We start from the raw sequence: 26,017 nt of genomic DNA, 5'->3' as shown, positions 1-26,017 counted from the left end.
CTCAGTCGCGATAGAACACCTGGATCAGGTGGTAGCCGAACTGGGTCTTCACCGGGCCGTGCACTTCACGCAGCGCCTTCTTGAAGATCACCTGATCCACCGCACGCACCATCTGCCCGGGCCGCACTTCACCTAGGTCGCCACCTTTCTTGCCGGAGGGGCAGGTGGAGTGCTTGCGCGCCAGCACATCGAAGGCTTCGCCGGCGGCAATGCGCTTCTTCAGCGCGGCGGCTTCCGCTTCGGTCTTGACCAGGATGTGGCGGGCCATTGCCTTTGCCATTGATGGGGTCCTCAAATCTGTCAGGGCGCTATTGTGCCAGCATTCATTGCGCCAGCAGAATGGCGTCAATTTTATGGGTTGTGTGTTGTCCGCAGCGCGGATCAATCATGGCCTATGGTATTTCAATCGCGCTCACGGAAACGCCGCCATGGATCTCCAAGCAATGCTGAAAATCCTGTCCACTCAGGATGGTTCCGATCTCTATCTTTCTACCGGCGCGCCGCCCTGCGCGAAGTTCAATGGCGTGCTCAAGGCGCTGAGCCAGGAGCCGATGAAGGCGGGCGATGTGGCGGCCATTGCCGATTCGATCATGGACAGTGCCCAGCGTGAGGAATTCGAGCGCGAACTGGAGATGAACCTGGCGATATCGCTGGCCGGTGTGGGGCGTTTTCGCATCAACATCTTCAAACAGCGTAACGAGGTATCCATCGTCGCGCGCAACATCAAGCTGGATATTCCGCGCTTCGAAGACCTCAAACTGCCCGAAGTGCTGCTCGGCACGGTGATGGAAAAACGCGGCCTGGTGCTGTTCGTCGGCGGTACCGGTTCGGGCAAGTCGACCTCCCTGGCGGCGCTGATCGACTACCGCAACCGCAACAGCGGCGGCCATATCATTACCATCGAAGACCCGGTGGAGTATGTGCACCGGCACAAGAAGTCGATCATCAACCAGCGCGAGGTGGGCGTGGATACCCGCAGCTTCCATGCCGCACTGAAGAACACCCTGCGCCAGGCGCCGGACGTGATCCTGATCGGCGAGATCCGCGACCGCGAGACTATGGAGCATGCCCTGGCCTTCGCCGATACCGGGCACCTGGCGATTTCCACGTTGCATGCCAACAACGCCAACCAGGCGCTGGATCGCATCATCAACTTCTTCCCCGAGGATCGCCGCCCGCAACTGCTGAACGACCTGGGCAACAACCTCAAGGCATTCGTTTCGCAGCGTCTGGTCAAAACCGTCGATGGCAAGCGCCGCGCCGCGGTGGAGGTAATGCTGGGTACGCCGACGGTGCGCGATCTGATCAAGCGCAACGAGTTTTCCGAGCTCAAGGAAATCATGGAGAAATCCAAGAACCTCGGCATGCAGACCTTCGATCAGGCGCTGATCGACCTGGTGCACGAAGGTGCGATCGACGAGGAGGAGGCGGTGAAGAACGCTGACTCGGCGAACAACGTGCGCCTGAAGCTCAAGCTCCATCGCGACAATCCGGCCAATGCCATGCCTGCACCCGCCGCCGCTGCGCCGGTTGTCACGCCGGCACCTGCAGCGAAAGCCGCTGCTGCAGGCGACTGGGGGCTGGAGCTGAAACTGGAGGACATCGAGCAGGAGCAACCGCCGGAAGACCCGGGGCGACAGGGGATTTAAGGGTCGGGCTGCAGCGGCAGATAGGCCTGACGCAGCCGCTGGCTGACGCCGTCCTCTTCCAGTTCGCTGATGGCGGCGCGCAGCTGTTCGACCAGTTGCGCATCGCAGTCCTTCGAGCAGCCCAGATACAGGCCGGTGCTGGCCAGGGTGGGGCTCCTGCGCAGGTTCTGTTCGCGATAGGCCGAGCTTTCCCAGATGTACAGCGCCTCCGGCACCCCGGTGAACCAGGCGTCGATACGTCCAAGGCTGAGCAGATGGGCCGGGTTTTCGCCCAGCTTGAGTTGCACGATCTGCTCGTCGCTGAAACCCTGGCGCTGCAGGATGCCCACCTGCGCCGTGCCCATGCCGACACCTATGCGGCGATAACGCTGACGGGCCTGCATGAAGCTGGTGACCGGCTCGTCGAGGCTGAAGAAGGCGCGCTCCAGCTCCATGATCGAGGCAATCCAGGTATATAGCTCCTCGCGCTCGGGCGTTCGTGACAGGGGAATGATCAGCATGTTTCTGCCCCTGGACACGTTGACCTGGGCGCGTGGCCAGGGCTCGGCGACGATGTCGGTGAGTTTGCCGATCCTGGCCAGCGCAGCCAGTACCACGTCACCTGCCATGCCATGGCCGCCCTCGTAGTGATGCAGCGTCAGGGGTGGCGCGTCTGGCATGTATAGCTTGATGGGCTCGTGGGCGGATGCGGTTCCAGCTAGCATCAACGCCAGCAGCAGGCAGAAAAACGTGTTCACGACGAACATCCTGTTGTCATTGTCGCTCCAGTATAGGAGGCGTTTGCGGCCCGATGCAGCGACCGATCCTGAGCCGGCTACTCGTGCCGAATGCTGCGATTCCTGCCCTGGGCTTTGGCTGTGTAAAGGGCTTTGTCGGCTGCCGCCAGCAGACGCTCCAGGTAGCGTTCGCAGGGTTTCAGGCTGGCGATGCCGATGCTTACCGTGACCGGTTCGTTGGCGACCTCAAGCGCCTTGATCTGATCATGCACGCGCTCGGCGATGTCGCTGGCTTCAGCGAGATCGGCGTTGGGCAGCCATATCGCGAACTCTTCGCCGCCGTAGCGCACCACGCTGTCGCCACTGCGCACGCTGGCCAGAAGACGTTGCGCCATATCCACCAGAACGCGATCTCCCTCGGCATGGCCGAAGCGATCATTGATCTGTTTGAAGTGGTCGATATCGATCAACAAAAGGCTGCCGCAAGCCAGGTCGCTGACGTTGCCGAGCCACTGCTCGACATGCACTGACAGTGCCCTGCGATTACTCAGCGCAGTCAGTGGGTCGGTATGGCTCAGTTGTGCAAGCTGCTCGGCTTCACTCTGAATTTCCACCGCATAGTTGGCCAACTGGGCGTAGGCGCTCTGCAGCGCCAGGTTGGCCTTGGCCAGTTGTGCTGCGCTTTCCTGCGCCTGTTCGCGAGCCTTGAGCAGCTCTGCTTCGAAACGTTGGCGATCCTTGGCGACGAAGAACAGCCAGATGACCTCCGGCGCGCCATCGACTTCGCTGATGCGTGCGTTGGCCATGACGGGTATTGACTGGCCGTTTTCTGATTGCAGTTGCAGGTAAAGCTCACTGAACTCGCCGTTGCGAAGCAACAGGGGCCAGGCGTGGGTATGCAGGAAGATGCGACTGGCCGGCGGAAAGAACTGATCCATGCCTTCGGCCGCGCCCGCACCTGCCAGGCGCTTGAAATCGCAATTGGAGTGCTTGATTCGGCCGTTGCAGTCAGTGACCAGTACCGGGCCGGGTAGGCGATCAAGATAGAACACGTGTGCGTGCTCCCTGCAGGTAGCGATGCATGGCGGCGCTCACCAGTTCAGGATGGCTCATGTGCGCGCAATGACCGCTGACGTCCAGCGTTTCCAGGGTGCTGCCCGTGAGTGCGGTATGCAGATAGTCGGCAACTGATGTGGGAACCAGTGCATCACGCTGGTGGTGCAGGATCAGGCTGGGCGACGGACACGACTGTAGCGCCGGGCGGATATCGGAGAAGAAGGTGGCTTGAGCGAAGGCATGGGCCATGATTGGGTCGGTCGAGCAGAAGCTGTCGGAGAGCTGCCGGGTGACTGCGGGAGTCTCGTCGGCCGATACCAGTGGTGCGAACTGCTGGGCCCAGCCCAGATAGTTATGGGCCATCAGCTCCAGCAGCCCCTCCAGGTCACTGCGTTCGAACCCGCCGCGATAGTCGGGCGGATCGTTGAGAAAACAGGGGGAGGGGCCGAGAAGAATCAGCCGGGAGAACAGTTCGGGCCGCCTGATGGCAGCAAGAATGCCGACGCTGCAACTGATCGAGTGGCCAACGAAGGTCAGATCACCCGAGAGTTCGAGCACATCGCATACTTCCAGAAGGTCTTCCACGTAACCCTCCAGCTGGGCATAGCGGGCAGGGTGGAAGGCGCTGGCATCGGAGCGGCCGCTGCCGACATAGTCAAACAGCACCTGGTGCCAGTGCTGGCTGAAGGCCGGCGTGACCTTGCTCCACATCTCCTGATTGCAACCGAAGCCGTGGCCGTAGATGAACGTTGGGGCATCGGTCGTTTCCGCTTTCAAGCGTTGAACGTTGTTGCGCTGGATGATGTTCATGTCGCCACCTTGCCATTTGCCGAGTTGGTCTTGGCCAGGACTCAGCTGCTGTGAAGACGAAAAAATGGCGCCAGTATAGTGATTTTTTCTGACTGGTGGCTTATGGCTACAACTCGTTTCGCAGCTCTGCCAGGCTGCGATACAGCTCCAGCGCTTGTGGGTTCGCCAAGGCATCGGTGTTCTTCACCGGGCGGCCGTGGACGACATTGCGTACTGCGAGCTCGACGATCTTGCCGCTGAGGGTGCGCGGGATATCGGCGACCTGGATGATTTTCGCCGGCACGTGTCGCGGCGTGGTGTTGGCGCGGATCACTTGGCGAATCTCTTCGCGCAGGGTGTCGTCCAGCGTCACGTCATCACGCAGACGCACGAACAGCACCACGCGCACATCGCCCTGCCAATCCTGGCCAATGACAATTGACTCCAGCACTTGCGGCACCTTTTCCACCTGGCGATAGATCTCTGCGGTGCCGATGCGTACGCCGCCCGGGTTGAGCACGGCGTCGGAGCGGCCGTGGATGACCAGGCCGCCATGCGCGGTTTCCTCGGCATAATCACCGTGGGCCCAGACGCCGGGGAACGTGGCGAAATAGGCAGCGTGGAATTTCTCGCCATCTGCGTCGTTCCAGAAGCCCACGGGTATTGAAGGAAAGTGTCTGGCGCAGACCAGTTCACCTTTTTCCCCTGTCACCGCCTGGCCATTGTCGTTCCACACCTGCACGTCCATCCCCAGGCCCTTGCACTGCAGTTCACCGCGCCAGACTGGCAGGGTCGGGTTGCCCAGGGCGAAGCAGGAGACGATGTCGGTGCCGCCGGAAATCGACGACAGGCACAGGTCACGTTTCACGTCGCGGTAGATGTACTCGAAGCTCTCGTGGGCCAGTGGCGAGCCGGTGGAAAGAATGGCCTTGAGCCTGCTCAGCTTGTGGCTTTCACGAGGTATGACGCCAGCTTTCTCCAGTGCGGCGATGAACTTGGCGCTGGTGCCGAAGATGGAGATGTCCTCGGCGTCGATCAGATCGATCAGGCGGGCCGGTTCGGGATGGAAGGGCGAGCCGTCGTAGAGCACCAGGGTGGCGCGCAGGGCCAGGCCGGAAATCAGCCAGTTCCACATCATCCAGCCGCAGGTGGTGTAGTAGAACAGAGTGTCGTCGGGCCCAAGGTCGGTATGCAGGCCCAGCTCCTTGACGTGTTGCAGCAGGGTGCCGCCGACGCCGTGGACGATGCACTTGGGCACGCCAGTGGTGCCGCTGGAATAGAGGATATACAGCGGTTGGTCGAAGGGCACAGGCGTGAACTGCGGCGCGCCGCCGGGTTGGTAGAAGTCCTGCCAGAGGGTCGTTAGAGCAACTGACTTGTAATCAGTAGGGCTGGCCTCGTCGCGTGAGTAGGGCACGATAACCAGCCGTTCCAGGCTGGGCAGTTGCGGGAGGATTTCGTTGAGCTTGTCGGTCAGGTCGATTCGCTTGCCGGCGTAGCGGTAGCCGGCGGCGGCGATCAGTACCTTGGGCTCGATCTGACCGAAGCGGTCGATCACCCCCTGGGTGCCGAAATCCGGCGAGCAACTCGACCAGGTGGCGCCGATGCTGGCGGTGGCGAGCATACCCACCACGGTTTGCCAGGTGTTGGGCATGAATGCAGCCACCCGATCACCGATGCCCACGCCCGCGTTGTGCAGGGCGCGTTGCAGCCCGGCGACATGGGCAGCCAGTTGCGCATGGCTGAGCTGTTCGCGACTGCCATCCTCGCCGATGGCCACCAGCGCTGGATGACCGTCACGGCGGCGCAGCAGATGCTCGGCGAAATTCAGGGCGGTACCGGGAAACCACTGTGCATCGGGCATTGCCGGGCCTTCGCGTAGTACTCGTTCGGCGGGCGCGTGGAAGTGGATCTGGAAGAAATCGACGATGGCCTGCCAGAAGGCTTCGCGTTGCTCGACGCTCCAGGCATGCAGGGCAGGGTAGTCGGCCAGGTGCAGGGCATGGCGGTCGTTTATGAAGCGGCGGAAGGCATCCATTCGGCTGGCGGCGATACGCTCGGCGGAAGGCGTCCACAGAGGTTGCTGCATGGTCAGTCCTCGTCGTTCTTGTCCCTGGGCTTCAGCTTAGTGCGTTCGGGGCATTTGACCTTTAACTCAGACGACCTTTGCTGCTATCGCACCGACTTTCTCATCGGTTCCGAAACTCTGGATAAAACGACGGGGCGATACGCTGCAGCCCCTTGTAGGAGCGGCTTTAGCCGCGAAAATCGCGGATGAATCCGCTCCTAAAGTGCAGAAGGCGATGGCATCTATCGGCTCAGGCGAGCACGCGCAACCCGCGAGCCATTGGCCTTGCCCAGTACCTCGCAGATGCGCTGACCAGCGGCGATCAGCTTATCCATGTCCACGCCGGTTTCGATACCCAGGCCCTGCAGCAGGTAGAGCACGTCTTCGGTGGCGACGTTGCCGGTGGCGCCCTTGGCGTAGGGACAGCCGCCGAGGCCGGCGACCGAACTGTCGAACACATTGATGCCTTCGAGCAGGCTGGCGTAGATGTTGGCCAGGGCCTGGCCATAGGTGTCGTGGAAATGCCCGGCGAGCCTGTCGCGCGGGATGTCGCGAGCGACGACCTCGAACATCTTACGGGTGGCGCCAGCGGTGCCGGTGCCGATGGTGTCGCCGAGCGATACCTCGTAGCAGCCCATGGCGTACAGCTCACGGGCGACGCTGGCGACCTGCTCGGGCGCGATTTCGCCATCGTAGGGGCAGCCCAGTACGCAGGACACGTAGCCGCGTACGCGTACGTCCGCCGCCTTCGCCGCTTCCATCAGCGGTACGAAGCGCTGCAGGCTGTCGGCGATGGAGCAGTTGATGTTCTTCTGCGAGAAGGCCTCGCTGGCGGCGGCGAACACCGCCACTTCCTCGACCTTTGCCTCCAGCGCGGCTTCGAGGCCTTTCAGATTGGGTGTCAGGGCTGCGTAGGTGACGCCTGGCTGGCGCTGAATGCCGGCGAACACCTCGGCAGAGCCCGCCATCTGCGGCACCCATTTGGGCGAGACGAAGCTACCTACCTCGATATAGCTCAGACCGGCTGCTGTTAGATCGTCCACCAGGCGCACCTTGTCGGCGACGCTGATCGGTTGCTTCTCGTTCTGCAGGCCGTCGCGCGGGCCGACTTCGACCAGGCGTACGGATGTGGGCAGGTTCATCGGATGTCCTCGTTTTCATCGTAGGGTGCGCCGTGCGCACCTTCTGCAAAACGGTGGGCTGAAGCCCACCCTACGCGACTGAAGCGGATCGCCGCCCGGCCCACCCTACGAAGATCTGCTGGTAGGGTGGGCTTCAGCCCACCTTATCCAAGGCGAATGCGGTAGATCGGTGAAGCGTGATCCACCCTACGGCTCTAGTTCCACCAGCACCGCACCTTCGCTGACCATTTCCCCTTCACGGCAATACAGCGCCTTGGCCGTCCCGGCTTCGGGCGCGCGGATGCTGTGTTCCATTTTCATCGCCTCCAGTACCACCAGGGCTGCGCCGGCCTCGACCGCCTGGCCGGGTTCGACCAGTACACGGACGATGCTGCCGTTCATGGGCGCGCTCAAGCCACCGTGCTGGGCATGGCTGGCTTCTGCGGCGGCAATGGGGTCGAAGCGTGTGATCGCGTGCAGTTCACCGCGCCATTGCAGGTAGAGGTTTTCGCCACGGCGAATGGCTCGTAGACGCTGGCGCGTGCCGTCGATCTCCGCCAGCAGCTCTTCGCCCTGCAAGCACGCCCGGTTGCTCGCGCGTACCTTGCGGCTCTCGCCCTGACTGCTCAGGTGCAGCTCGATTTCCGTCACGCCACCGGCGCGCCAGCCACTGCGGGTCGCCCAGGGCGAATGCGGGTCGTCGTCGCGCTCTATCGGCGCCTCGCTCTGTACCCAGGCATCGGCTGCCAGTTGCCAGAAGGCCTCCGGCAACTCGCCCGGTGCAGGCAGCAACTGCTGCTGATGGCGCGGGATAAAGCCCGTATCCAGCTCGCACGCGGCGAAGGCCGGATGGGCGAGGATGCGCCGCAGGAACGCCAGGTTGGTCTTCACGCCGCCGACCAGGGTATTGCCGAGCATGGCCAACAGGCGCAGGCGCGCCTGCTCGCGGTTCTCGCCCCAGGCGATCAGCTTGCCCAGCATCGGGTCGTAGAAGGGCGAGACGCTGTCGCCCTCGGCCACGCCGCTGTCGACGCGCCGGCCGTCGCCATTACCCGCCTCGCGGTACAGCGCCAGGGTGCCGGTGGCGGGGAGAAAATCGTGATCCGGGTCTTCGGCGTACAGGCGCACCTCGATCGCATGGCCATTGAGCGGCACCTGCTGTTGGGTTAGCGGCAGCGGCTCGCCACGGGCGACGCGAATCTGCCAGGCCACCAGGTCGAGGCCGGTGATGGCTTCGGTGACAGGGTGCTCGACCTGCAGGCGGGTGTTCATCTCCATGAAGAAGAAGTCGCCACGCTCGTCGAGTAGGAACTCCACGGTGCCGGCGCCGACGTAGCCGATGGCCTGCGCCGCCTTGACCGCAGCTTCGCCCATGGCGCGGCGCAGCTCGGGGCTCAGGCCCGGCGCCGGCGCTTCTTCCACCACCTTCTGGTGGCGACGCTGGATCGAGCAGTCGCGCTCGTTGAGGTACAGGCAGTTACCGTGCTGGTCGGCGAATACCTGGATCTCCACGTGGCGCGGCTTGAGTACGTATTTTTCCACCAGCATGCGCGAGTCGCCGAAGGACGACTGCGCTTCACGCTGCGCGGATTCCAGCGTCTCGGCGAGCTGCGCTTCCGACTCGGCGACCTTCATGCCTTTGCCCCCGCCGCCAGCAGCGGCCTTGAGCAGTACCGGGTAGCCGATACGTGCGGCGGCCTCGCGGAAGGTACCAAGATCCTGCTTCTCACCGTGGTAGCCCGGCACCAGCGGTACGCCGGCAGCTTCCATCAGCGATTTGGCCGCCGACTTGCTGCCCATCGCGTCGATAGCCGAGGCAGGCGGGCCGAGGAAGATCAATCCGGCCTGTTCGATGGCGCGGGCGAAGCCGGCGTTCTCCGAGAGAAAACCGTAGCCCGGGTGGATGGCCTGCGCGCCGCTGGCCTTGGCGGCGGCGATGATCTTGTCGATCAGCAGGTAGCTTTCGCCAGGCTTGGCGCCGCCGAGATTCACCGCGACGTCGGCTTCGCGCACATGCCGTGCATTGGCATCGATGGCGCTGTGTACGGCGACGGTACGAATGCCCATGGCCTTGGCCGTACGCATCACACGGCAGGCGATTTCGCCACGATTGGCGACCAGCAGGGTGTCGATCATGGTCATTGCTCCTGCCAGCTAGGTTGGCGTTTTTCCAGGAACGCACGCAGGCCTTCCTGGCCCTCGGCGCTGACGCGCAGGCGGGCGATGGCGTTCTCGGTGTAGCGGCGCAGGGCTGGGGTCAGCTCGCCGCTGCCGACTTCGCGCAGCAGATCCTTGCTGGCGCGCATGGCTTGCGGGCTGTTTTGCAGCAGGTTGGCGACCCAGGCTTCGACCTGAGCGTCCAGCTCATCGGCCGGGAAGCATTCGGCGAGCAGGCCCAGTTCGCGGGCACGCTTGCCGTCGAAACGCTCGGCGGTCAGCGCGTAGCGCTTGGCGGCGCGCTCGCCAATGGCCTGCACGACGAAGGGGCTGATCACCGCCGGGGCCAGGCCGATGCGCACCTCGGACAGCGAGAACAGTGCGTCTTCGCTACCGATGGCCATGTCACAGCAACTGGCCAGACCCACTGCACCACCGAAGGCGGCGCCTTGCACCACGGCCAGGGTCGGGATCTTAAGACCGTGCAGGTTGTACATCAGCTCGGCCAGTTCACGGGCATCGCTAAGGTTGGCGTTGTAATCCAGGGTCGCCGCGTGCTGCATCCAGGCCAGGTCGGCGCCAGCGGAAAAGTGCTTGCCACGGCCGCGCAGCATAAGGAAACGCAGGCTCTTGTCTTCACCGACGGCATCGAGGGCGAGGATCAGCTTGCGGATCATCTCGGCGTTGAAGGCGTTGTTTTTCTCCGGGCGGTTCAGCCACAAGGTGGCGAAGCCGCGCGGGTCTTTCTCAAGTTGTACGGTGGTGAATTCGGTCATGTCTGTCGCTCTCAGAACTCTGGTGTAGGAGCCGGCTTGCCGGCGATGCTTTTGATCGCCCGCAAGCGGGCTCCTACAGACTGGTGTTACATGCGGAACACGCCGAAACGGGTCGGTTCGATCGGTGCGTTGAGGCTGGCGGACAAGGCCAGGGCCAGGACCTCGCGGGTCTGCGCCGGATCGATCACGCCGTCGTCCCACAGCCGCGCGCTGGAGTAGTAGGCATGCGCCTGCTTCTCATACTGCTCGACGATGGGTTGCTTGAGGCGCTGTTCGTCCTCGTCGGAATAATGCTGACCGGCGCGCTCGGCCTGTTCGCGCTTGACCTGCACCAGTACGCCGGCGGCCTGCTGCGCACCCATCACGCCAATTCGTGCGTTGGGCCACATCCACAAAAAACGTGGGTCGTAGGCACGGCCGCACATGCCGTAGTTACCGGCGCCGAAGCTGCCGCCGATGATCACGGTGAACTTCGGCACCTGGGCGCAGGCCACGGCGGTGACCAGCTTGGCGCCGTGCTTGGCGATGCCGCCTTCTTCGTATTTCTTGCCCACCATGAAGCCAGTGATGTTCTGCAGGAACAGCAGCGGAATGCCGCGCTGGCAGGCCAGTTCGACGAAGTGCGCGCCTTTCTGCGCCGATTCCGCAAACAAGATGCCGTTATTCGCCAGGATCGCCACAGGGTAGCCATTGATGCGAGCGAAGCCGCACACGAGGGTGGTGCCGAACAGCGCCTTGAACTCATCCAGCTGCGAATCGTCGACGATACGCGCGATCACCTCGCGTACATCGAAGGGCTGCTTGGCGTCGGCCGGGATCACCCCGTACAGCTCCTCGGCGGCGTAGCGTGGGGCGATGGGGGCGCGGGCGTCGAGTTGGCCGAGCTTGCGCCAGTTCAAATTGCTGATGCTGCGCCGGGCCAGGGCCAGGGCGTGTTCGTCGTCCTCTGCATAATGGTCGGCCACGCCACTGGTCTTGCAGTGCACATCGGCGCCGCCGAGCTCCTCGGCACTGACTACTTCGCCGGTAGCGGCCTTCACCAGCGGCGGGCCGGCGAGGAAGATGGTCGCCTGTTCGCGCACCATGATGGTCTCGTCGCTCATGGCCGGCACATAGGCACCACCGGCAGTGCAGGAGCCCATCACGACTGCGATCTGCGGGATGCCCATGGCGCTCATATTGGCCTGGTTGAAGAAGATCCGCCCGAAGTGCTCGCGGTCCGGGAACACCTCGTCCTGGCGCGGCAGGTTGGCGCCGCCGGAGTCCACCAAGTAGATGCAGGGCAGGCGGTTCTCGCGGGCGATGGCCTGGGCACGCAGGTGCTTCTTCACCGTCAGTGGGTAGTAGGAACCGCCTTTAACCGTGGCGTCGTTGGCCACGATCATGCATTCCACGCCTTCGACGCGGCCGATACCGGCGATCACTCCAGCGGCCGGCACGTCTTCGCCGTAGACCTCATGGGCGGCGAGCTGGCCGATCTCGAGGAAGGGGGAGCCGGCATCGAGCAGGCGGTTGATGCGTTCGCGCGGCAGCAGCTTGCCACGTGCGGTGTGGCGCTGCTGGGCCTTCGCGCCGCCGCCTTCGTGCAGGCGGGCGAGCAGGGCGCGCAGGTCGCTGACCTGCTCGCGCATGGCCGCGCTGTTGGCGGCGAACTCTGGGGAGCGGGTGTTGATCTGGGTATGCAGGATGGCCATCGGTGGCGCTCCGATTTTGATTTGATCGCTCCCACGCTCTGCGTGGGAGTTTCGCCAGGGACGCTCAGCGTCCCCAGAACGGACGCTGAGCGTCCGGTTTCAGGTTCTCACGCAGAGCGTGGGAACCATCACAGATGCCTTACTTGGTCTCGTTGAACAGCTCACGGCCGATCAGCATGCGGCGGATTTCGCTGGTGCCGGCGCCGATCTCGTAGAGCTTGGCGTCACGCAGCAGGCGGCCGGCCGGGTATTCGTTGGTGTAGCCGTTGCCGCCCAGCAGCTGGATGGTATCCAGGGCCATCCTGGTGGCCATCTCGGCGGTGTAGAGGATCACGGCGGCGGCGTCCTTGCGCGACTCCTCGCCGCGGTCGCAGGCCTTGGCCACGTTGTACAGGTAGGACTTGGAGGCATTCATGCCGGCGTACATGTCGGCGAGCTTGCCTTGCACCAGTTGAAATTCGCCGATGGACTGCTTGAACTGCTGGCGCTCATGCACGTAGGGCAGCACCACGTCCATGCAGGCGCTCATGATCCCGGTCGGGCCGCCGGAGAGCACGGTGCGCTCGTAGTCCAGGCCGCTCATCAGCACGCGCACGCCACCGCCCTCGACGCCTAAGATGTTCTCTTCCGGTACTTCGCAGTCCTCGAACACCAGTTCGCAGGTGTTGGAGCCGCGCATGCCCAGCTTGTCCAGCTTCTGGTGGCGGGAGAAGCCCTTGAAGTCGCGCTCGACGATGAAGGCGGTCATGCCGCGCGAGCCGGCGTTGATGTCGGTCTTGGCGTAGATCACGTAGGTGTGGGCGTCCGGGCCGTTGGTGATCCACATCTTGTTGCCGTTGAGCACGTAGCGGTCGCCGCGTTTTTCCGCGCGCAGCTTCATCGACACCACGTCGGAACCGGCATTGGGCTCGCTCATGGCCAGAGCGCCGATATGCTCGCCGGAGCACAGCTTGGGCAGGTACTTGAGCTTCTGCTCGTGGCTGCCGTTCTTGTGGATCTGATTGACGCAGAGGTTGGAGTGCGCGCCGTAGGACAGACCCACCGAGGCCGAGGCACGGCTGATCTCTTCCATGGCCAGCACATGCGCCAGATAGCCCATGTCGGTGCCGCCATACTCTTCCTTGACCGTCATGCCGAGCAGGCCCATGTCGCCGAACTTGCGCCACATGTCCATGGGGAATTCGTTATCGCGGTCGATCTGCGCGGCACGTGGCGCCAGCTCGTTCTGAGCGAACTGATGTACCGAGTCGCGCAGCATGTCGAGGGTTTCGCCGAGGCCGAAATTGAGGGTGGGGTAGCTCATGGGGTCACCTGCTGTTGTTCTTGTCGTGGGGGCGATTACGCGGTCGTTTCGGCCAAGGCAGCGAGACAGCGCTCCTCGGCGGTATCCAGTTCCAGCTGCATCTGCTGGATATCCAGTAACTGTTGTTCAAGCTGCAGACGGCGCTCGGCGATCTTGCCCATGAAGGTCTCCAGCTGCTTGCGGCTGCCGGTTTCCGGGTCGTAGAGCTCGATCAGCTCGCGGCATTCGGCCAGCGAGAAGCCGATGCGCTTGCCGCGCAGGATGAGTTTCAGCGTCACCTTGTCCTTGGCGCTGTAGACGCGTTCCTGGCCACGCCGCTCCGGCGCGAGCATGCCTTGCTCCTCGTAGAAGCGGATGGCGCGAGTGGTGATGTCCAGTTCGCGGGCCAGATCGGAGATGGAGTAGGTGGTTGCCATGGTCATTGCTCGTTTACCTTTACGTTAACGTAAACCTGTGCAAATCTGGCTGTCAATCTCACTCCACAACAATCACAGAGGTTGAGCATGCGTATCGACGAATCCGTATTCCTGATCAGCGGCGGCGCCTCTGGTCTTGGCCTGGCCACAGCCCGTGAGCTGGTCGGGCGCGGTGGCAAGGTGGTGCTGCTGGATATCAACGCAGAAGCGGGCCAGCAGGCCCTCGCCGAGCTGGGCGGCAACGCCCGTTTCGTATGCGCCGATATCACCCGTGAAGAGGATGGCCAGGCCGCCGTGGCGCAGGCGTTGGCGGCGTTCGGCGCACTGCACGGGCTGGTCAATTGCGCCGGGGTCGCGCCGGCCGAGAAGGTACTGGGCCGCAACGGTGCACATGGCCTGGACAGTTTCCGCCGTACCGTCGAGATTAATCTGATCGGCAGCTTCAACCTGTTGCGCCTGGCTGCCGAGGCCATGGCGCAGAACACGCCGAACACCGAGGGCGAACGCGGGGTCATCATCAATACCGCCTCGGTGGCGGCGTTCGACGGGCAGATGGGCCAGGTCGCTTACGCTGCGTCCAAGGGCGGCGTCGCGGCACTGACGCTGCCGGCGGCGCGCGATCTGGCGCGCTCGGGTATCCGTGTGATGTGCGTTGCCCCCGGCGTGTTCGAGACGCCAATGATGGCCGGTATGCCGCAGGAGGTACGTGATTCGCTGGCGGCCAACGTGCCGTTCCCGCCACGGCTGGGTCGGCCGGACGAATACGCCGCACTGGTACGGCATATCGTCGAGAACGCGATGCTCAACGGTGAAGTGATCCGCCTCGATGGCGCGCTGCGCATGGCGGCGAAGTAACCGATAGCTAGCCCGGATGCAATCCGGGCCCCCACATATTTCCCGGATTGCATCCGGGCCATGTGATTCGAAGGTGAAACTCATGAAACAGCAACTCGGTCCCGTCGTTATCGTCAGTGCAGTGCGCACGCCCATGGGGGGCTTTCTTGGTGATCTGGCCGGCCTTACGGCGGCCGAACTGGGTGCTGCAGCCATCCGTGCGAGCCTGGAGCTTGCCGGGCTCGCGGCCGAGGCGGTGGACACGGTACTGATGGGCTGCGTGTTGCAGGCCGGCCAGGGCCAGGCACCGGCGCGCCAGGCCGCATTGGGCGCCGGGCTGAGCCAGGCGGTGCAGTGCACCACGCTGAACAAGATGTGTGGCTCGGGCATGCAGGCATTGATGCTCGGTCATGACCAGTTGCTCGCCGGTAGCAGCGAGGTGCTGGTGGCTGGCGGCATGGAGAGCATGTCCAACGCGCCGTACCTGCTGACGCGCGCCCGTGGCGGTTATCGCATGGGCCATGGTCAGGTGCTCGACCACATGTTTCTCGACGGCCTGGAGGACGCCTACGAGCGCGGCCGGCTGATGGGCACCTTCGCCGAGGATTGTGCGCAGCAGTATCGCTTCAGTCGTGAGGAGCAGGACGCCTATGCCCTGGAGTCGCTGCGCCGCGCCCAGCAGGCGATAACGGACGGCAGCTTCGCCAGTGAGATCGTCGCCGTGGAGGCGCCGCAGGGGCGTGAGCGGCGCCTGGTCGATACCGACGAGCAGCCGCCCAAGGCTCGGCCGGACAAGATCCCTGGCCTGAAGCCGGCGTTCCGTGAGGGCGGCACGGTCACGGCGGCCAATGCCAGTTCCATTTCCGATGGCGCTGCCGCGCTGCTGCTGATGCGCCTATCCGAGGCTCAGGAACGTGGTCTGAAACCGCTGGCGCGCATCATCGGTCATGCCGGCCATGCCCAGGCGCCGAATCTGTTCACCACGGCCCCAGTGTCGGCGATCCAGCGCTTGCTGGCGCGCATCGAGTGGCCGCTGGAGACGGTCGATCTGTTCGAGATCAACGAGGCGTTCGCCGTGGTGCCCATGGTGGCCATGCGTGAATTGGGCATCGACCACGCCAAACTCAACGTGAACGGCGGCGCCTGCGCCCTGGGACATCCCATTGGCGCCTCCGGCGCTCGCATCCTGGTGACCCTGTTGGCAGCGTTGCAGCAGCGAGGTCTTAAACGTGGTGTGGCGTCCGTGTGCATTGGTGGCGGTGAGGCCACCGCTGTAGCCATCGAGTTGTATTGAACCGACCCGTAGGGTGCGCTGTGCGCACCGAGAGTTTCTGCCAATCAGCGGTGCGCACGGCGCACCCTACGTATGGAGCCAGCCATGCTGCCCAACGAAGAACAACTACTGATCCGTGACATGGCCCGCCAGTTCGCCCAGGAACGGCTCAAGCCCTTCGCCGCCGACTGGGACCGCGAGCATCGTTTCCCAACCGAGGCCATCACCGAAATGGGCCAGCTGGGCTTTATGGGCATGCTGGTGCCGCAGCAGTGGGGCGGTGCCGAAACCGGTCATCTGGCCTACGCCATGGCCCTGGAGGAGATCGCCGCGGGCGACGGCGCCTGCTCCACCATCATGAGCGTGCACAACTCGGTGGGCTGCATGCCGATCCTCAAATACGGCAGCGAGGCGCAGAAACAGCGTTTTCTCCGTCCGCTGGCCGAGGGCAGCATGCTCGGTGCCTTCGCCCTGACCGAGCCGCAGGCCGGCTCCGACGCCAGCGATCTACGCACCCGCGCCCGGCGCGATGGCGATCACTACATCCTCAATGGCGCCAAGCAATTCATCACCTCCGGCAGCCATGCCGGCATGGTCATCGTCTTCGCCGTCACCGATCCGCAGGCGGGCAAGAAGGGCATCAGCGCCTTTATCGTACCCACCGATACGCCAGGGTTCTCGGTGGTGCGGGTCGAGGACAAGCTCGGCCAGCACGCCTCCGACACCTGCCAGCTCCAGTTCGACGAAGTGCGCATTCCGGCCGAGCTGCGCCTGGGTGAGGAGGGCGAAGGCTATCGCATTGCCCTGGCCAACCTGGAAGGCGGACGCATCGGCATCGCCGCGCAGTCGGTGGGCATGGCCCGCGCCGCGTTCGAGGCGGCGCGCGATTACGCCCACGAGCGGGTGACCTTCGGCAAGCCGATCATCGAACACCAGGCTGTGGCGTTCCGGTTGGCCGACATGGCCACGCAGATCGCCGTGGCGCGGCAGATGGTGCATCACGCGGCGAGCCTGCGCGAGGCAGGCCAGCCATGCCTGACCGAGGCGTCGATGGCCAAGCTGTTCGCTTCGGAGATGGCCGAACGGGTGTGTTCGGCGGCGATCCAGACCCTGGGCGGTTATGGCTACCTGAAAGATTTCCCGGTCGAGCGCATCTACCGCGACGTGCGCGTGTGCCAGATCTACGAAGGCACCAGCGACGTGCAGCGGATGGTGATCGCGCGCAGTCTGTAAGGGTAAGGTGCGCATCCTGCGCACCGATGCCTTGCAAACCAGCCTAGGGTTCGAGGCTCTCGAGCAACTGCAACGCCAGGCGCACGCGCTCGGCATTGGGATAGTTACGGTTGGCGAGTATCACCAGGCCGATATCACGCGCCGGCAGCAGCAGGATGTAGGCGCCGAAGCCGTTGGTCGAACCGGTCTTGTTCAGTAGCAGGTCACCTTCGGCTGGCTTGGGCACGCTGAAACGCTCCACCGGCTGGGGTTGCAGCGCCATTTCTGCAGAATTTCCGGCCTGCAGTTTCGCCAGGCTGATGGGGTAGGCATAGCGCTCCCAGCCCAGGGCCTGGGTCATGTCACCAACCTGGTAGTAACCGCGATGGGTGGAACTGACGGCCTGAAGCAGCGGTGCGGGCAACTTGTCGGGGTGCAGGTTGGCGTCGATGAAGCGCAGCATGTCGGCGGCAGTGGATTTCAAGCCGTAGGCTTCGGCATCCAGCGCGCCGGGACTCACGCGCACGGCCTTGTCGTCGCGGTAGCCCCAGGCATAACGCGTCATCTGCTCGGCCGGTATTTGCACGTAGCTTTCCTGCATGCCCAGTTGCGGCAACAGGTCCTTCTCCATCAACTGCTGAAACGGCTTGGCCATACTGGCCGCTGCCAGGTGACCGAACAGGCCGATGCTGGGGTTGGAATACAGCCGCTGCATACCCGGCGCATAAACCGCCTGCCAGTTGCGGTAGTAGTCGAGCATCTGCCGTTCGCTACTGACCGCGTCCGGAAATTGCAGTGGCAGGCCACCCGGGGTGTAGGTAGCCAGATCCAGCAGGCTGATGTGATCGAAGGCAGTGCCGCGCAGCTCTGGCAGATATTGGCTGGCGTTGTCGCTGAGGTTCAGCGTGCCGCGCGCTTCGGCGTAGGCGCCGAGGGTGGCGGTGAACAGTTTGCTGATCGAACCCAGTTCGAACAGGGTGTGGCGATCCACCGCCTGGCCGCTTTCATGTGAGGCGACGCCGTATTCGAAGAAATGCTGCTGGCCCTTGTGGCTGATGGCGATGGCCATGCCTGGGATGGCATAGGTCTGCATCATCGGTTTCACGGCAGCATCGACGGCCTGGTTCAGCTCGGCGAAGGCCGATTGGCTACCCAGGCAAAGGCCGAGCGTGACGAGCAGGGGGCGAAGGGATGGGCGCATGATCGTTCCTTGTCAGTTCATCGGGGGCAGGCGGCGGGGCACCGAGGTCTTCTTGACGATGGCAGTGTTGGTTTCGGCATAGCCGTTGATGCGGTCGAGCACCTCGTCCAGTTGCTCCATGGAGCGCACGTGCAGGCGAGCCACGAAGCAGTCCTCGCCGGTGACCTTGTCGCATTCGGTGAACTCGGGCGTGGCCTGAATCAGTCGCTCCACTTCATGCAGCTTGCCGGGCAGCGGTCGCACGCGAACGATGGCCTGCAACTGATAGCCGAAATGGCGCGGATCGATCTCCACCGTATAGCCCTTGAGCACGCCGCGTTCCTCCAGACGGCGCAGCCGCTCGGCCACGCTGGGGGAGGACAGGCCACTGATCTGCGCCAGGGCTTTGAGTGAACGCCGCGAGTCTTCCATCAGGGCGGCGATCAGGGTCTGGTCGATTTCATCGGTCATTGCAGGCCTCGTTAGGTAAAAGCCGGAATATGCCGTTGTAAAAAAGGCGAGGACTGGATTCTGCCTCAGATTCTCCATGGAGAGGGAAGTTGCACCTTCGGATAATTATCGTCATCTCTCGAAGAGGCTCCCCTCATGGATAACAACCTCAAACGCGGATCGCTGGAAATGGTCGCCGCCATGCTGATTTCCGGCACCATCGGTTGGTTCGTCCTGGTATCCGGCCAGGCCGTGGTGGATGTGGTGTTCTGGCGCTGCCTGATCGGCGGCGGCATGTTGCTGTTGGTCTGCGCCGTGCTCGGCCTGCTGCGTGCCGAGCTTCTGGGGCGGCGCGTATTGCTGCTGGCGGCGCTCAGCGGCGTGGCCATCGTCGGCAACTGGTTGCTGTTGTTTGCCTCCTACGCGCAGGCCTCCATCGCCGTCAGCACCGTGGTGTACAACGTCCAGCCGTTCATGCTGGTGGGCCTGGCGGCGCTGTTTCTCGGCGAGCGCATCACCTGGCTCAAGCTCGGTTGGTTGGCGCTGGCTTTCATCGGCATGCTGGCCATCGTCAGTGCCCACGGGCGGGGCGCGGTGGCCGCTGGCAACTACCTGCTGGGCATCGCCCTGGCGCTGGGGGCGGCGCTGCTCTATGCGGTCGCCGCATTGATCGTCAAACGCCTCAGCGCTACGCCGCCGCATCTGATCGCGCTTATTCAGCTGCTGACCGGTGTGCTGATGCTGGCCCCCCTGGCTGGGCATCAGTTGCCGCAAGGCGAGGCGGCCTGGGCCAGCCTGGCAACCCTGGGTGTGGTGCATACCGGGCTGATGTACATGCTGCTCTACGGCGCCATCCAGAAACTGCCGACGGCGCTGACCGGCGCGCTGTCGTTCATTTATCCGGTGGCGGCGATCCTCGTCGACTGGCTGGCCTTCGATCACTGGCTCAGCCCGCTGCAGTGGCTCGGTGTGGCGGCCATTCTGCTAGCGGCCGCGGGCATGCAGCAGGGCTGGCGGCTGGGCATAAAGACCCGGCGTGCCGTCAGGGTCTGACGCCCTGTTCGCGTAGGCGCTTGTACAGTGTGTTGCGGCTCAGGCCGAGGTGGCGGGCAAGGTAGGAAATGTTGCCGCCGCAGGCCTGGTACTGGCTGGCCAGATCGTCGGGCTCGGGGTGTGCTTGCAGGGTCGTGTCCGTCGGCAGGTCGAGAAAAAAGTCGTCCGGCAGGTGTTCGGCGCGGATGGGCTGATCGTCTGCCATGGCCAGCGCCACGCGCAGCACGCTGCTGAGTTGGCGCAGGTTGCCTGGCCATGGGTGGTGCTGAAACAGCTCCAGTACCTCGCGGCTGATACCCGCGCGCTGGTGGGGTTCGCGGTGCTGCTCCCACAGTTTATGGAACAGCGCCTGCTTGTCGCTGCGTTCGCGCAGTGGCGGCAGCTCCAGGTTCAGGCCGCTGATGCGGTAGTACAGGTCGGCGCGGAACTGGCCGCTGTCGACGTCCTGGCGCAGCGGGCGGTTGGTGGCAGAGACCAGGCGCACGTCGACCGGATGCAGCTCGCTGCTGCCCAGCGGCTGCACGCAACGTTCCTGCAGCACGCGCAGCAGGCGCGCCTGCACGCGCAGCGGCATGTCGCCGATCTCGTCGAGAAACAGCGTGCCCTTGTGCGCCTTGCGGATCAGCCCGATGTGGCCCTTCTGGCTGGCGCCGGTAAAGGCGCCTTTCTCGTAGCCGAACAGCTCCGACTCCACCAGCTCGGCGGGAATGGCTGCGCAATTGACCGCGATGAACGGCTGACTGGCGCGCGAACTGGCCTGGTGCAGCGCCTTGACGAAAACCTCCTTGCCGGCACCGGTTTCGCCCTGAATCAGGATCGGAATGTCCTTCTCCAGCAGGCGTTCGGCCTGGCGCACGACCTTGTCCATGCGCGCATCACCAGCGCTCAGGGTATGCAGGTGTGGCTCTTGCGGCGTGCTCTGGGTAGCTTGCGGGCGGAAGTCGCGGGCCTGGATCGGCGCCGGCCGGGCAGGGCGGCGTACTCGAGCGTGAAAGCGAAAATGGCCACTGGTGCGCAGGCTGAAGGGCTGACCGTCCGGTTGGTTGAGCAACTGTTGCAGCGGCACGTCGAACAGCTGCTCGATGGCGCCGTAGGTCAGGGGTTGGCCCAGCAGGTTATCGGCGCGGCGGTTGGCGGACACCACGTGGCCCTGCTCGTCGAACACGACCAGGCCGGCCCAGGGGCTGTCGAGGTTATCGAGGCTGGTGTTGAAGCTGAGCAGGTGATATTGGTCGGCAAACAGCTTGAGGATCAGGCGGTTCTCCACCGACTGGCTCATCATCTTGACCATGCCCAAGGTGTGCGCTGGCGGCAGGTAGCTGTCGCTGGACACGTCGAGCACGGCGATCATGCGCCGTTGCTCGTCGAAGATCGGCGAGGCCGAACCGGTCATGAAACGGTTGGCCTTGAGGAAATGCTCGTCGTGCTGGATATGCACGGCCTGGCCGCAACTGAGCGCAGTGCCGATGGCGTTGGTGCCGGTGTAGCGCTCCAGCCAGCTGGCGCCAGCGACGAAGCCGGCGGCCTGGCGCGGTTCGATGAAGCGCTGGTCGCCCCAGGATTGCAGCAGCCGGCCCTGGTCGTCGGCGAGCATGATCAGGCAGTTGGAGTTGGACAGGATGGTGCCGTAGTAGGGCAGCACTTCCTGGTGGGTGGTTTGCACCAGGGCCTGGCGGCTTTCCAGCAGGGCCGAAAGTTCGCCGGCAGGCGGTGGGTCGAAGCGCGGCGAGCTCTGATGGGTCAGGCCATAGTCACGACAGCGCGACCAGGACTCCTGGATGAGGGTGTCGTGCGCCGGGGCGCGGGCAGCTTCTGTCATACATGATCTCTTCTTGTTGGTTCGCGATCTGCGCCGCGATCGATCCAGTTTCGTTCAAGCCTGTTCAAAGTCAACGAACGAATTGTTCAGTTGTTCACATTCGACTGTTCAAAAGTGTTCAGTGGAATACCCGCGTGCTAATGAGCTTGAATGGCTTTTTTGATTTCTATCAAAGAGATACGTCTGATTTTTGGGCACTGGCACGCTTGTCGCTATCGATGTTCGCAACCGAATGGCACGACAAGAAAAAGGACAGGCCATGTCGCTCAAGCTCGAACACGTCACCCGTATCGTCGATGGCCAGGTGCATATCGACGATGCCTGCCTGAGTTTCGAACCCGGCTCATTCAACGTCCTGCTCGGCCGCACCCTGGCCGGCAAGACCAGCCTGATGCGGCTGATGGCCGGTCTGGATCGGCCCAATAGCGGCCGGGTGCTGATGAACGGCGCCGATGTCACGGGTATGCCGGTGCGCCAGCGCAACGTGTCGATGGTCTATCAGCAGTTCATCAACTACCCGACCCTGACGGTGTTCGAGAACATCGCCTCGCCGCTGCGTCAGGCCGGTGTGGCCAAGGAGCAGATCGTCGAGAAGGTCGAGGCTACCGCGCGCATGCTGCGCATCGACAAACTGTTGTCGCGCTTTCCGCTGGAGCTGTCCGGCGGCCAGCAGCAGCGCACGGCCATGGCCCGGGCGCTGGTCAAGGATGCCTCGCTGATTCTCTTCGACGAGCCTCTGGTCAACCTCGACTACAAGCTGCGTGAGGAGCTGCGCCAGGAAATGCGCGAGCTGTTCCAGGCGCGCCACACCATCGCCATCTACGCCACCACCGAGCCCAACGAGGCGCTGGCCCTGGGTGGCACCACCACCATCCTGCACGAGGGGCGGGTGGTGCAGAGCGGCAGGACCGCCGAGGTCTACCACCGTCCGCAGCAGATGCTGGCCGCCGAGCTGTTCTCGGAACCGGCGATCAACCTGCTGCCTGGACGCATCAGTGGCACTGAGGTGAGCTTCGCCGATTGCGTGCATTTTCCGCTCAACCCCGATCTGCGCGGCATCGCCGAGGGTGAATATCGCTTCGGCGTGCGCCCCAGCCATATCGGCCTGGTGCCGTCCAATGACGATGATCTGGAGTTGGCGGTAACCGTCGAGCTGGCCGAGATCAGCGGTTCGGAAACCTTCCTCCACGTGCGCAACGAGCAGTTCGTGCTGGTGCTGCACCTGCCGGGGGTGCACGAGTATGCGGTGGATACGCCGATTCTGATCTACATCCCGACCCACAAGCTGTTCGTCTTCGCCGCCGATGGGCAATTGGTGCAGGCGCCCAGCCGCCGCCAGGGGAGGGCCGCCTGATGGCCGAGATTCGCTTGCACAACCTCGCGCACAGCTACAGCGGCGTGCCGAAGGCGCCGGAAGACTACGCGATTCGCGAGATGAACCATGTCTGGCAGCAGGGCGGTGCCTATGCGCTGCTGGGGCCGTCAGGCTGCGGCAAGTCCACATTGCTCAACATCATCTCCGGCCTGCTCAGCCCGTCGCAGGGCGAAGTGCAGTTCGACGGCAAGGCGGTCAACAGGCTGTCGCCGCAGGAGCGCAACATCGCCCAGGTTTTCCAGTTTCCGGTGGTCTACGACACCATGACGGTGTTCGACAACCTGGCCTTCCCGCTGCGCAATCAGGGCATGGACGAGGCGCGGGTGATGAGCAAGGTGCACGAGATCGCCGAGGTGCTGGAGTTGCATCCGCTGCTGCACAAGAAGGCGCGCAACCTCACCGCCGACGAGAAGCAGAAGGTCTCCATGGGTCGTGGCCTGGTGCGCGACGACGTGTCGGCGATTCTCTTCGACGAGCCACTGACGGTGATCGACCCGCACCTGAAATGGAAGCTGCGGCGCAAGCTCAAGCAGATCCACGAGCAGTTCAACATCACCATGGTCTACGTCACCCACGACCAGCTGGAGGCCTCCACCTTCGCCGACAAGATCGCGGTGATGTATGGCGGACAGATCGTCCAGTTCGGCACGCCGCGCGAGCTGTTCGAGCGCCCCGGACATACCTTCGTCGGCTACTTCATCGGCAGCCCGGGCATGAACCTGATCGAGGTGCAGCGCTGCGAGGGCGGCGTGCGTTTTGCCGGGACGGTGTTGCCGCTGTCCGCCGCGCTCAACCAGCGCCTGGCCGAGCTGGACGGCAAGCGCCTGCAGGTGGGCATACGTCCCGAGTTCGTGCATGTCTGGGATGGCGCCTATGAGGACGCGCTGTGTGGCCGGGTGCTGCATGTCGAGGATCTCGGCACCTACAAGATTCTCACCTTCGATCTCGACGGCCAGGTGCTCAAGGTGCGCCTGCAGGAGGATCAGCCTGTGCCGCGCGAGCAGGTCTACCTCAGCTTCCCAGCACAGTGGCTGATGCTCTATGCCGACGACTACCTGGTGGAGGTGGCGCCATGAGGGTGCAGAACAACAAGGCCTGGTGGCTGGTGCTGCCGGTATTCCTGCTGGTGGCGTTCAGCGCCATCGTGCCGATGATGACGGTGGTCAACTACTCGGTGCAGGACATCTTCGACCCGTCCACGCGCTACTTCGTCGGCGTCGACTGGTATCGCCAGGTGTTGCAGGACCCGCGCCTGCACGACTCGCTGCTGCGCCAGTTCATCTTTTCCGCCTGCGTGCTGCTGATCCAGATCCCGCTGGGCATCGCCATTGCCTTGTGCATGCCGACACGCGGGCGCTGGGCGTCGCTGTGTCTGATCCTGATGGCCATTCCGCTGCTGATCCCGTGGAACGTGGTCGGTACTATCTGGCAGATCTTCGGCCGCGCCGACATCGGCCTGATGGGCTGGGCGCTGAACAAGCTGGGCATCAGCTACAACTATGCCTCCAACACCATGGATGCCTGGGTGACGGTGCTGATCATGGACGTCTGGCACTGGACCTCGCTGGTGGCGCTGTTGTGCTACTCCGGCCTGCGCGCCATTCCTGACGTCTATTACCAGGCGGCGCGCATCGACCGCGCGTCGAACTGGGCGGTGTTTCGCCATATCCAGCTGCCCAAGCTGAAAAGCGTGCTGCTGATCGCGGTGATGCTGCGCTTCATGGACAGTTTCATGATCTACACCGAGCCGTTCGTGCTCACCGGCGGCGGGCCGGGCAACGCCACCACCTTCCTTAGCCAAACCTTGACGCAAATGGCCATCGGCCAGTTCGATCTGGGCCCGGCAGCGGCGTTCTCGCTGGTGTACTTCCTGATCATCCTGCTGGTGTCCTGGTTGTTCTACACCGCCATGACCCACGACGACAAAACCCGCTGAGGCCGACCATGACGCTACGCAAACGCCTGGTACTGCTGATCTATTTCCTGTTCCTGCTGGTGCCGATCTACTGGCTGCTGAACATGTCGTTCAAGAGCAATACCGAGATCCTCGGTGGCCTCAGCCTGTGGCCGCAGAGCTTCACCCTGGACAACTACCGGGTGATCTTTACCGACCGCAGTTGGTACGAGGGCTACCTCAATTCGCTGTACTACGTCAGCCTCAACACGCTGATCTCGCTCAGCGTGGCGCTGCCGGCAGCCTATGCATTCTCGCGCTACCGCTTTCTCGGCGACAAGCACCTGTTCTTCTGGCTGCTGACCAATCGCATGGCACCACCGGCGGTGTTCCTGCTGCCGTTCTTCCAGCTGTATTCGTCCATCGGCCTGTTCGACACCCATATCGCCGTGGCACTGGCGCACTGTCTGTTCAACGTGCCACTGGCGGTGTGGATCCTCGAAGGCTTCATGTCCAGCGTGCCGAAGGAAATCGATGAGACGGCCTATATCGACGGCTACAGTTTCCCCAAGTTCTTCGTGAAGATCTTCATCCCGCTGATCCGCTCCGGCATTGGCGTCACCGCCTTCTTCTGCTTCATGTTCTCCTGGGTCGAGTTGCTGCTGGCGCGCACCCTGACCTCGGTGGACGCCAAGCCCATCGCGGCGGTGATGACCCGTACCGTGTCCGCCTCGGGCATCGACTGGGGCGTGCTGGCTGCTGCCGGGGTACTGACCATCCTTCCGGGGATGCTGGTGATCTGGTTCGTTCGCAACCATGTGGCCAAGGGCTTCGCCCTCGGTCGCGTGTAAGGGAGGTTCGTCATGAGCTGGATGGCCTGGACTCTACCAACCGCGCTGTTCTTCGGCGGCATCGCCGTACTGCTGGCCGGCATGACGCTGGTCGAGCTGCGCTGGCCGTGCGTCGAGCGCAAGGGTTTTCTGCCGATCACCACCACCCGGGGTGATCGGTTGTTCATCGGTCTGCTCGGCAGCGCCTACCTGCACCTGCTGGTGATAGGCGTGACCGACTGGAGCGTGTGGATAGCATCGCTGCTATCGCTGTTGTGGTTGTGCGCAGTCATGCGCTGGGGCTGAGCCGGGCTGCCGCCGGTATGCCTCTCCCCAAATCCTGAGATGGAGG

24 protein-coding genes are annotated in these 26,017 nt (G+C 63.6%); 10 read left to right on the top strand and 14 right to left on the bottom strand.

The features are described from left to right. Position 1: 1 nt before the first annotated feature. Positions 2-280, bottom strand: a complete 279-nt coding sequence (locus tag BLS08_RS14610) for a peptidylprolyl isomerase (protein ID WP_017362973.1) — start codon at positions 278-280, stop codon at positions 2-4. Positions 281-428: 148 nt separating this feature from the next. Between BLS08_RS14610 and BLS08_RS14605 the strand changes: the two genes are divergently transcribed. After that, complete coding sequence (locus BLS08_RS14605; RefSeq protein ID WP_026088549.1) at positions 429-1,649, top strand: PilT/PilU family type 4a pilus ATPase; 1,221 nt, start codon at positions 429-431, stop codon at positions 1,647-1,649. On the opposite strand, the gene BLS08_RS14600 is transcribed toward BLS08_RS14605, so the two are convergent. The 10 genes from BLS08_RS14600 to BLS08_RS14555 all read right to left on the bottom strand — a co-directional run bounded on the left by BLS08_RS14600 (position 1,646) and on the right by BLS08_RS14555 (position 13,745). Next, positions 1,646-2,395 carry a substrate-binding periplasmic protein gene (locus BLS08_RS14600; RefSeq protein WP_017676695.1) on the bottom strand — a complete coding sequence of 250 codons (750 nt, stop codon included), beginning with the start codon at positions 2,393-2,395 and terminating at the stop codon, positions 1,646-1,648. The genes BLS08_RS14605 and BLS08_RS14600 overlap by 4 nt on opposite strands. Positions 2,396-2,463: 68 nt before the next feature. Then, positions 2,464-3,417, bottom strand: a complete 954-nt coding sequence (locus tag BLS08_RS14595; protein WP_017676696.1) for a GGDEF domain-containing protein — start codon at positions 3,415-3,417, stop codon at positions 2,464-2,466. Next, a complete protein-coding gene (locus BLS08_RS14590; RefSeq protein ID WP_017676697.1) occupies positions 3,404-4,231 on the bottom strand; it encodes an alpha/beta fold hydrolase in 828 nt (275 codons plus the stop codon). The genes BLS08_RS14595 and BLS08_RS14590 overlap by 14 nt, the downstream gene beginning before the upstream one ends. A 106-nt stretch (positions 4,232-4,337) precedes the next feature. Continuing rightward, positions 4,338-6,299: an acetoacetate--CoA ligase gene (locus BLS08_RS14585; protein ID WP_017676698.1), complete on the bottom strand. Its 1,962-nt coding sequence runs from the start codon at positions 6,297-6,299 to the stop codon at positions 4,338-4,340. Between the two features lie 221 nt (positions 6,300-6,520). Beyond that, positions 6,521-7,420 carry a hydroxymethylglutaryl-CoA lyase gene (locus tag BLS08_RS14580; protein ID WP_017676699.1) on the bottom strand — a complete coding sequence of 300 codons (900 nt, stop codon included), beginning with the start codon at positions 7,418-7,420 and terminating at the stop codon, positions 6,521-6,523. Positions 7,421-7,606: 186 nt separating this feature from the next. Next, a complete protein-coding gene (locus BLS08_RS14575) occupies positions 7,607-9,535 on the bottom strand; it encodes an acetyl/propionyl/methylcrotonyl-CoA carboxylase subunit alpha (RefSeq protein WP_017676700.1) in 1,929 nt (642 codons plus the stop codon). Positions 9,536-9,537: 2 nt separating this feature from the next. Beyond that, positions 9,538-10,332 carry a gamma-carboxygeranoyl-CoA hydratase gene (locus BLS08_RS14570; protein ID WP_055984921.1) on the bottom strand — a complete coding sequence of 265 codons (795 nt, stop codon included), beginning with the start codon at positions 10,330-10,332 and terminating at the stop codon, positions 9,538-9,540. A gap of 86 nt (positions 10,333-10,418) precedes the next feature. Then, positions 10,419-12,026 carry a carboxyl transferase domain-containing protein gene (locus tag BLS08_RS14565; protein WP_017676702.1) on the bottom strand — a complete coding sequence of 536 codons (1,608 nt, stop codon included), beginning with the start codon at positions 12,024-12,026 and terminating at the stop codon, positions 10,419-10,421. Between the two features lie 139 nt (positions 12,027-12,165). Further along, a complete protein-coding gene (locus BLS08_RS14560) occupies positions 12,166-13,329 on the bottom strand; it encodes an isovaleryl-CoA dehydrogenase (RefSeq protein WP_017676703.1) in 1,164 nt (387 codons plus the stop codon). A gap of 35 nt (positions 13,330-13,364) precedes the next feature. Next, positions 13,365-13,745 carry a MerR family transcriptional regulator gene (locus BLS08_RS14555; RefSeq protein WP_017676704.1) on the bottom strand — a complete coding sequence of 127 codons (381 nt, stop codon included), beginning with the start codon at positions 13,743-13,745 and terminating at the stop codon, positions 13,365-13,367. A gap of 87 nt (positions 13,746-13,832) precedes the next feature. Here BLS08_RS14555 and BLS08_RS14550 point away from each other — a divergent pair, with 87 nt between their 5' ends. The 3 genes from BLS08_RS14550 (at position 13,833) to BLS08_RS14540 (ending at position 17,085) form a co-directional block, all read left to right on the top strand. After that, positions 13,833-14,600 (top strand): 3-hydroxyacyl-CoA dehydrogenase, encoded by a 768-nt coding sequence (locus BLS08_RS14550; protein ID WP_090336869.1) that lies wholly within the window; start codon positions 13,833-13,835, stop codon positions 14,598-14,600. An 82-nt stretch (positions 14,601-14,682) separates the two neighbouring features. Further along, the gene (locus BLS08_RS14545; RefSeq protein WP_017676706.1) at positions 14,683-15,873 is read left to right on the top strand and encodes an acetyl-CoA C-acyltransferase; all 1,191 of its coding nucleotides are present in this window, start codon (positions 14,683-14,685) and stop codon (positions 15,871-15,873) included. Between the two features lie 84 nt (positions 15,874-15,957). After that, positions 15,958-17,085, top strand: coding sequence for an acyl-CoA dehydrogenase family protein (locus tag BLS08_RS14540; protein ID WP_017676707.1), 1,128 nt, complete (start codon positions 15,958-15,960; stop codon positions 17,083-17,085). Between the two features lie 43 nt (positions 17,086-17,128). Here BLS08_RS14540 and ampC read toward each other — a convergent pair whose 3' ends face one another. Together ampC and BLS08_RS14530 are read right to left on the bottom strand one after the other, a co-directional pair. Beyond that, on the bottom strand, positions 17,129-18,265 hold the full coding sequence (gene ampC, locus BLS08_RS14535) for a class C beta-lactamase (protein ID WP_017676708.1): 1,137 nt from the start codon (positions 18,263-18,265) through the stop codon (positions 17,129-17,131). 12 nt (positions 18,266-18,277) lie between these two features. Further along, a complete protein-coding gene (locus BLS08_RS14530) occupies positions 18,278-18,715 on the bottom strand; it encodes an Lrp/AsnC family transcriptional regulator (protein ID WP_017676709.1) in 438 nt (145 codons plus the stop codon). A 135-nt stretch (positions 18,716-18,850) separates the two neighbouring features. Here BLS08_RS14530 and BLS08_RS14525 point away from each other — a divergent pair, with 135 nt between their 5' ends. Continuing rightward, positions 18,851-19,747, top strand: a complete 897-nt coding sequence (locus BLS08_RS14525; RefSeq protein ID WP_017676710.1) for a DMT family transporter — start codon at positions 18,851-18,853, stop codon at positions 19,745-19,747. Here the strand turns inward: BLS08_RS14525 and BLS08_RS14520 are convergent. Continuing rightward, the gene (locus BLS08_RS14520; protein WP_017676711.1) at positions 19,737-21,566 is read right to left on the bottom strand and encodes a sigma-54-dependent Fis family transcriptional regulator; all 1,830 of its coding nucleotides are present in this window, start codon (positions 21,564-21,566) and stop codon (positions 19,737-19,739) included. The genes BLS08_RS14525 and BLS08_RS14520 overlap by 11 nt on opposite strands. A 259-nt stretch (positions 21,567-21,825) precedes the next feature. On the opposite strand from BLS08_RS14520, the gene BLS08_RS14515 reads away from it, so the two are divergent. Genes BLS08_RS14515 through BLS08_RS14495 form a run of 5 tightly spaced genes read left to right on the top strand, consistent with a single transcriptional unit; the run spans position 21,826 to position 25,971 of the window. Further along, positions 21,826-22,920, top strand: a complete 1,095-nt coding sequence (locus BLS08_RS14515; RefSeq protein ID WP_017676712.1) for an ABC transporter ATP-binding protein — start codon at positions 21,826-21,828, stop codon at positions 22,918-22,920. Further along, positions 22,920-24,017, top strand: coding sequence for an ABC transporter ATP-binding protein (locus BLS08_RS14510; RefSeq protein WP_017676713.1), 1,098 nt, complete (start codon positions 22,920-22,922; stop codon positions 24,015-24,017). The genes BLS08_RS14515 and BLS08_RS14510 overlap by 1 nt, the downstream gene beginning before the upstream one ends. Beyond that, positions 24,014-24,877 carry a carbohydrate ABC transporter permease gene (locus BLS08_RS14505; RefSeq protein WP_017676714.1) on the top strand — a complete coding sequence of 288 codons (864 nt, stop codon included), beginning with the start codon at positions 24,014-24,016 and terminating at the stop codon, positions 24,875-24,877. Before BLS08_RS14510 ends, BLS08_RS14505 begins: the two co-directional genes overlap by 4 nt. Positions 24,878-24,885: 8 nt before the next feature. After that, on the top strand, positions 24,886-25,686 hold the full coding sequence (locus tag BLS08_RS14500) for a carbohydrate ABC transporter permease (RefSeq protein ID WP_017676715.1): 801 nt from the start codon (positions 24,886-24,888) through the stop codon (positions 25,684-25,686). 12 nt (positions 25,687-25,698) lie between these two features. Next, positions 25,699-25,971, top strand: a complete 273-nt coding sequence (locus tag BLS08_RS14495; RefSeq protein WP_003239937.1) for a DUF2160 domain-containing protein — start codon at positions 25,699-25,701, stop codon at positions 25,969-25,971. Positions 25,972-26,017 lie beyond the last annotated feature (46 nt).

Origin of the sequence: Ectopseudomonas chengduensis (assembly GCF_900102635.1) — a bacterium.
GTDB lineage: Bacteria > Pseudomonadota > Gammaproteobacteria > Pseudomonadales > Pseudomonadaceae > Aquipseudomonas > Aquipseudomonas chengduensis.
The sequence above is the reverse complement of the archived record's forward strand: the minus strand, read 5'-3'. Positions and strand labels throughout refer to the sequence as shown.

What these genes read in the sequence shown, in the direction of transcription:
- BLS08_RS14575 (WP_017676700.1), bottom strand. Translation starts at nt 9,535, where the DNA reads ATGATCGACACCCTGCTGGTCGCCAATCGTGGCGAAATCGCCTGCCGT.
- BLS08_RS14505 (WP_017676714.1), top strand. Translation starts at nt 24,014, where the DNA reads ATGAGGGTGCAGAACAACAAGGCCTGGTGGCTGGTGCTGCCGGTATTC.
- BLS08_RS14605 (WP_026088549.1), top strand. Translation starts at nt 429, where the DNA reads ATGGATCTCCAAGCAATGCTGAAAATCCTGTCCACTCAGGATGGTTCC.
- BLS08_RS14520 (WP_017676711.1), bottom strand. Translation starts at nt 21,566, where the DNA reads ATGACAGAAGCTGCCCGCGCCCCGGCGCACGACACCCTCATCCAGGAG.
- BLS08_RS14525 (WP_017676710.1), top strand. Translation starts at nt 18,851, where the DNA reads ATGGATAACAACCTCAAACGCGGATCGCTGGAAATGGTCGCCGCCATG.
- BLS08_RS14515 (WP_017676712.1), top strand. Translation starts at nt 21,826, where the DNA reads ATGTCGCTCAAGCTCGAACACGTCACCCGTATCGTCGATGGCCAGGTG.
- BLS08_RS14510 (WP_017676713.1), top strand. Translation starts at nt 22,920, where the DNA reads ATGGCCGAGATTCGCTTGCACAACCTCGCGCACAGCTACAGCGGCGTG.
- ampC (WP_017676708.1), bottom strand. Translation starts at nt 18,265, where the DNA reads ATGCGCCCATCCCTTCGCCCCCTGCTCGTCACGCTCGGCCTTTGCCTG.
- BLS08_RS14560 (WP_017676703.1), bottom strand. Translation starts at nt 13,329, where the DNA reads ATGAGCTACCCCACCCTCAATTTCGGCCTCGGCGAAACCCTCGACATG.
- BLS08_RS14570 (WP_055984921.1), bottom strand. Translation starts at nt 10,332, where the DNA reads ATGACCGAATTCACCACCGTACAACTTGAGAAAGACCCGCGCGGCTTC.
- BLS08_RS14500 (WP_017676715.1), top strand. Translation starts at nt 24,886, where the DNA reads ATGACGCTACGCAAACGCCTGGTACTGCTGATCTATTTCCTGTTCCTG.
- BLS08_RS14590 (WP_017676697.1), bottom strand. Translation starts at nt 4,231, where the DNA reads ATGAACATCATCCAGCGCAACAACGTTCAACGCTTGAAAGCGGAAACG.
- BLS08_RS14565 (WP_017676702.1), bottom strand. Translation starts at nt 12,026, where the DNA reads ATGGCCATCCTGCATACCCAGATCAACACCCGCTCCCCAGAGTTCGCC.
- BLS08_RS14550 (WP_090336869.1), top strand. Translation starts at nt 13,833, where the DNA reads ATGCGTATCGACGAATCCGTATTCCTGATCAGCGGCGGCGCCTCTGGT.
- BLS08_RS14555 (WP_017676704.1), bottom strand. Translation starts at nt 13,745, where the DNA reads ATGGCAACCACCTACTCCATCTCCGATCTGGCCCGCGAACTGGACATC.
- BLS08_RS14495 (WP_003239937.1), top strand. Translation starts at nt 25,699, where the DNA reads ATGAGCTGGATGGCCTGGACTCTACCAACCGCGCTGTTCTTCGGCGGC.
- BLS08_RS14600 (WP_017676695.1), bottom strand. Translation starts at nt 2,395, where the DNA reads ATGTTCGTCGTGAACACGTTTTTCTGCCTGCTGCTGGCGTTGATGCTA.
- BLS08_RS14610 (WP_017362973.1), bottom strand. Translation starts at nt 280, where the DNA reads ATGGCAAAGGCAATGGCCCGCCACATCCTGGTCAAGACCGAAGCGGAA.
- BLS08_RS14530 (WP_017676709.1), bottom strand. Translation starts at nt 18,715, where the DNA reads ATGACCGATGAAATCGACCAGACCCTGATCGCCGCCCTGATGGAAGAC.
- BLS08_RS14545 (WP_017676706.1), top strand. Translation starts at nt 14,683, where the DNA reads ATGAAACAGCAACTCGGTCCCGTCGTTATCGTCAGTGCAGTGCGCACG.
- BLS08_RS14540 (WP_017676707.1), top strand. Translation starts at nt 15,958, where the DNA reads ATGCTGCCCAACGAAGAACAACTACTGATCCGTGACATGGCCCGCCAG.
- BLS08_RS14585 (WP_017676698.1), bottom strand. Translation starts at nt 6,299, where the DNA reads ATGCAGCAACCTCTGTGGACGCCTTCCGCCGAGCGTATCGCCGCCAGC.
- BLS08_RS14580 (WP_017676699.1), bottom strand. Translation starts at nt 7,420, where the DNA reads ATGAACCTGCCCACATCCGTACGCCTGGTCGAAGTCGGCCCGCGCGAC.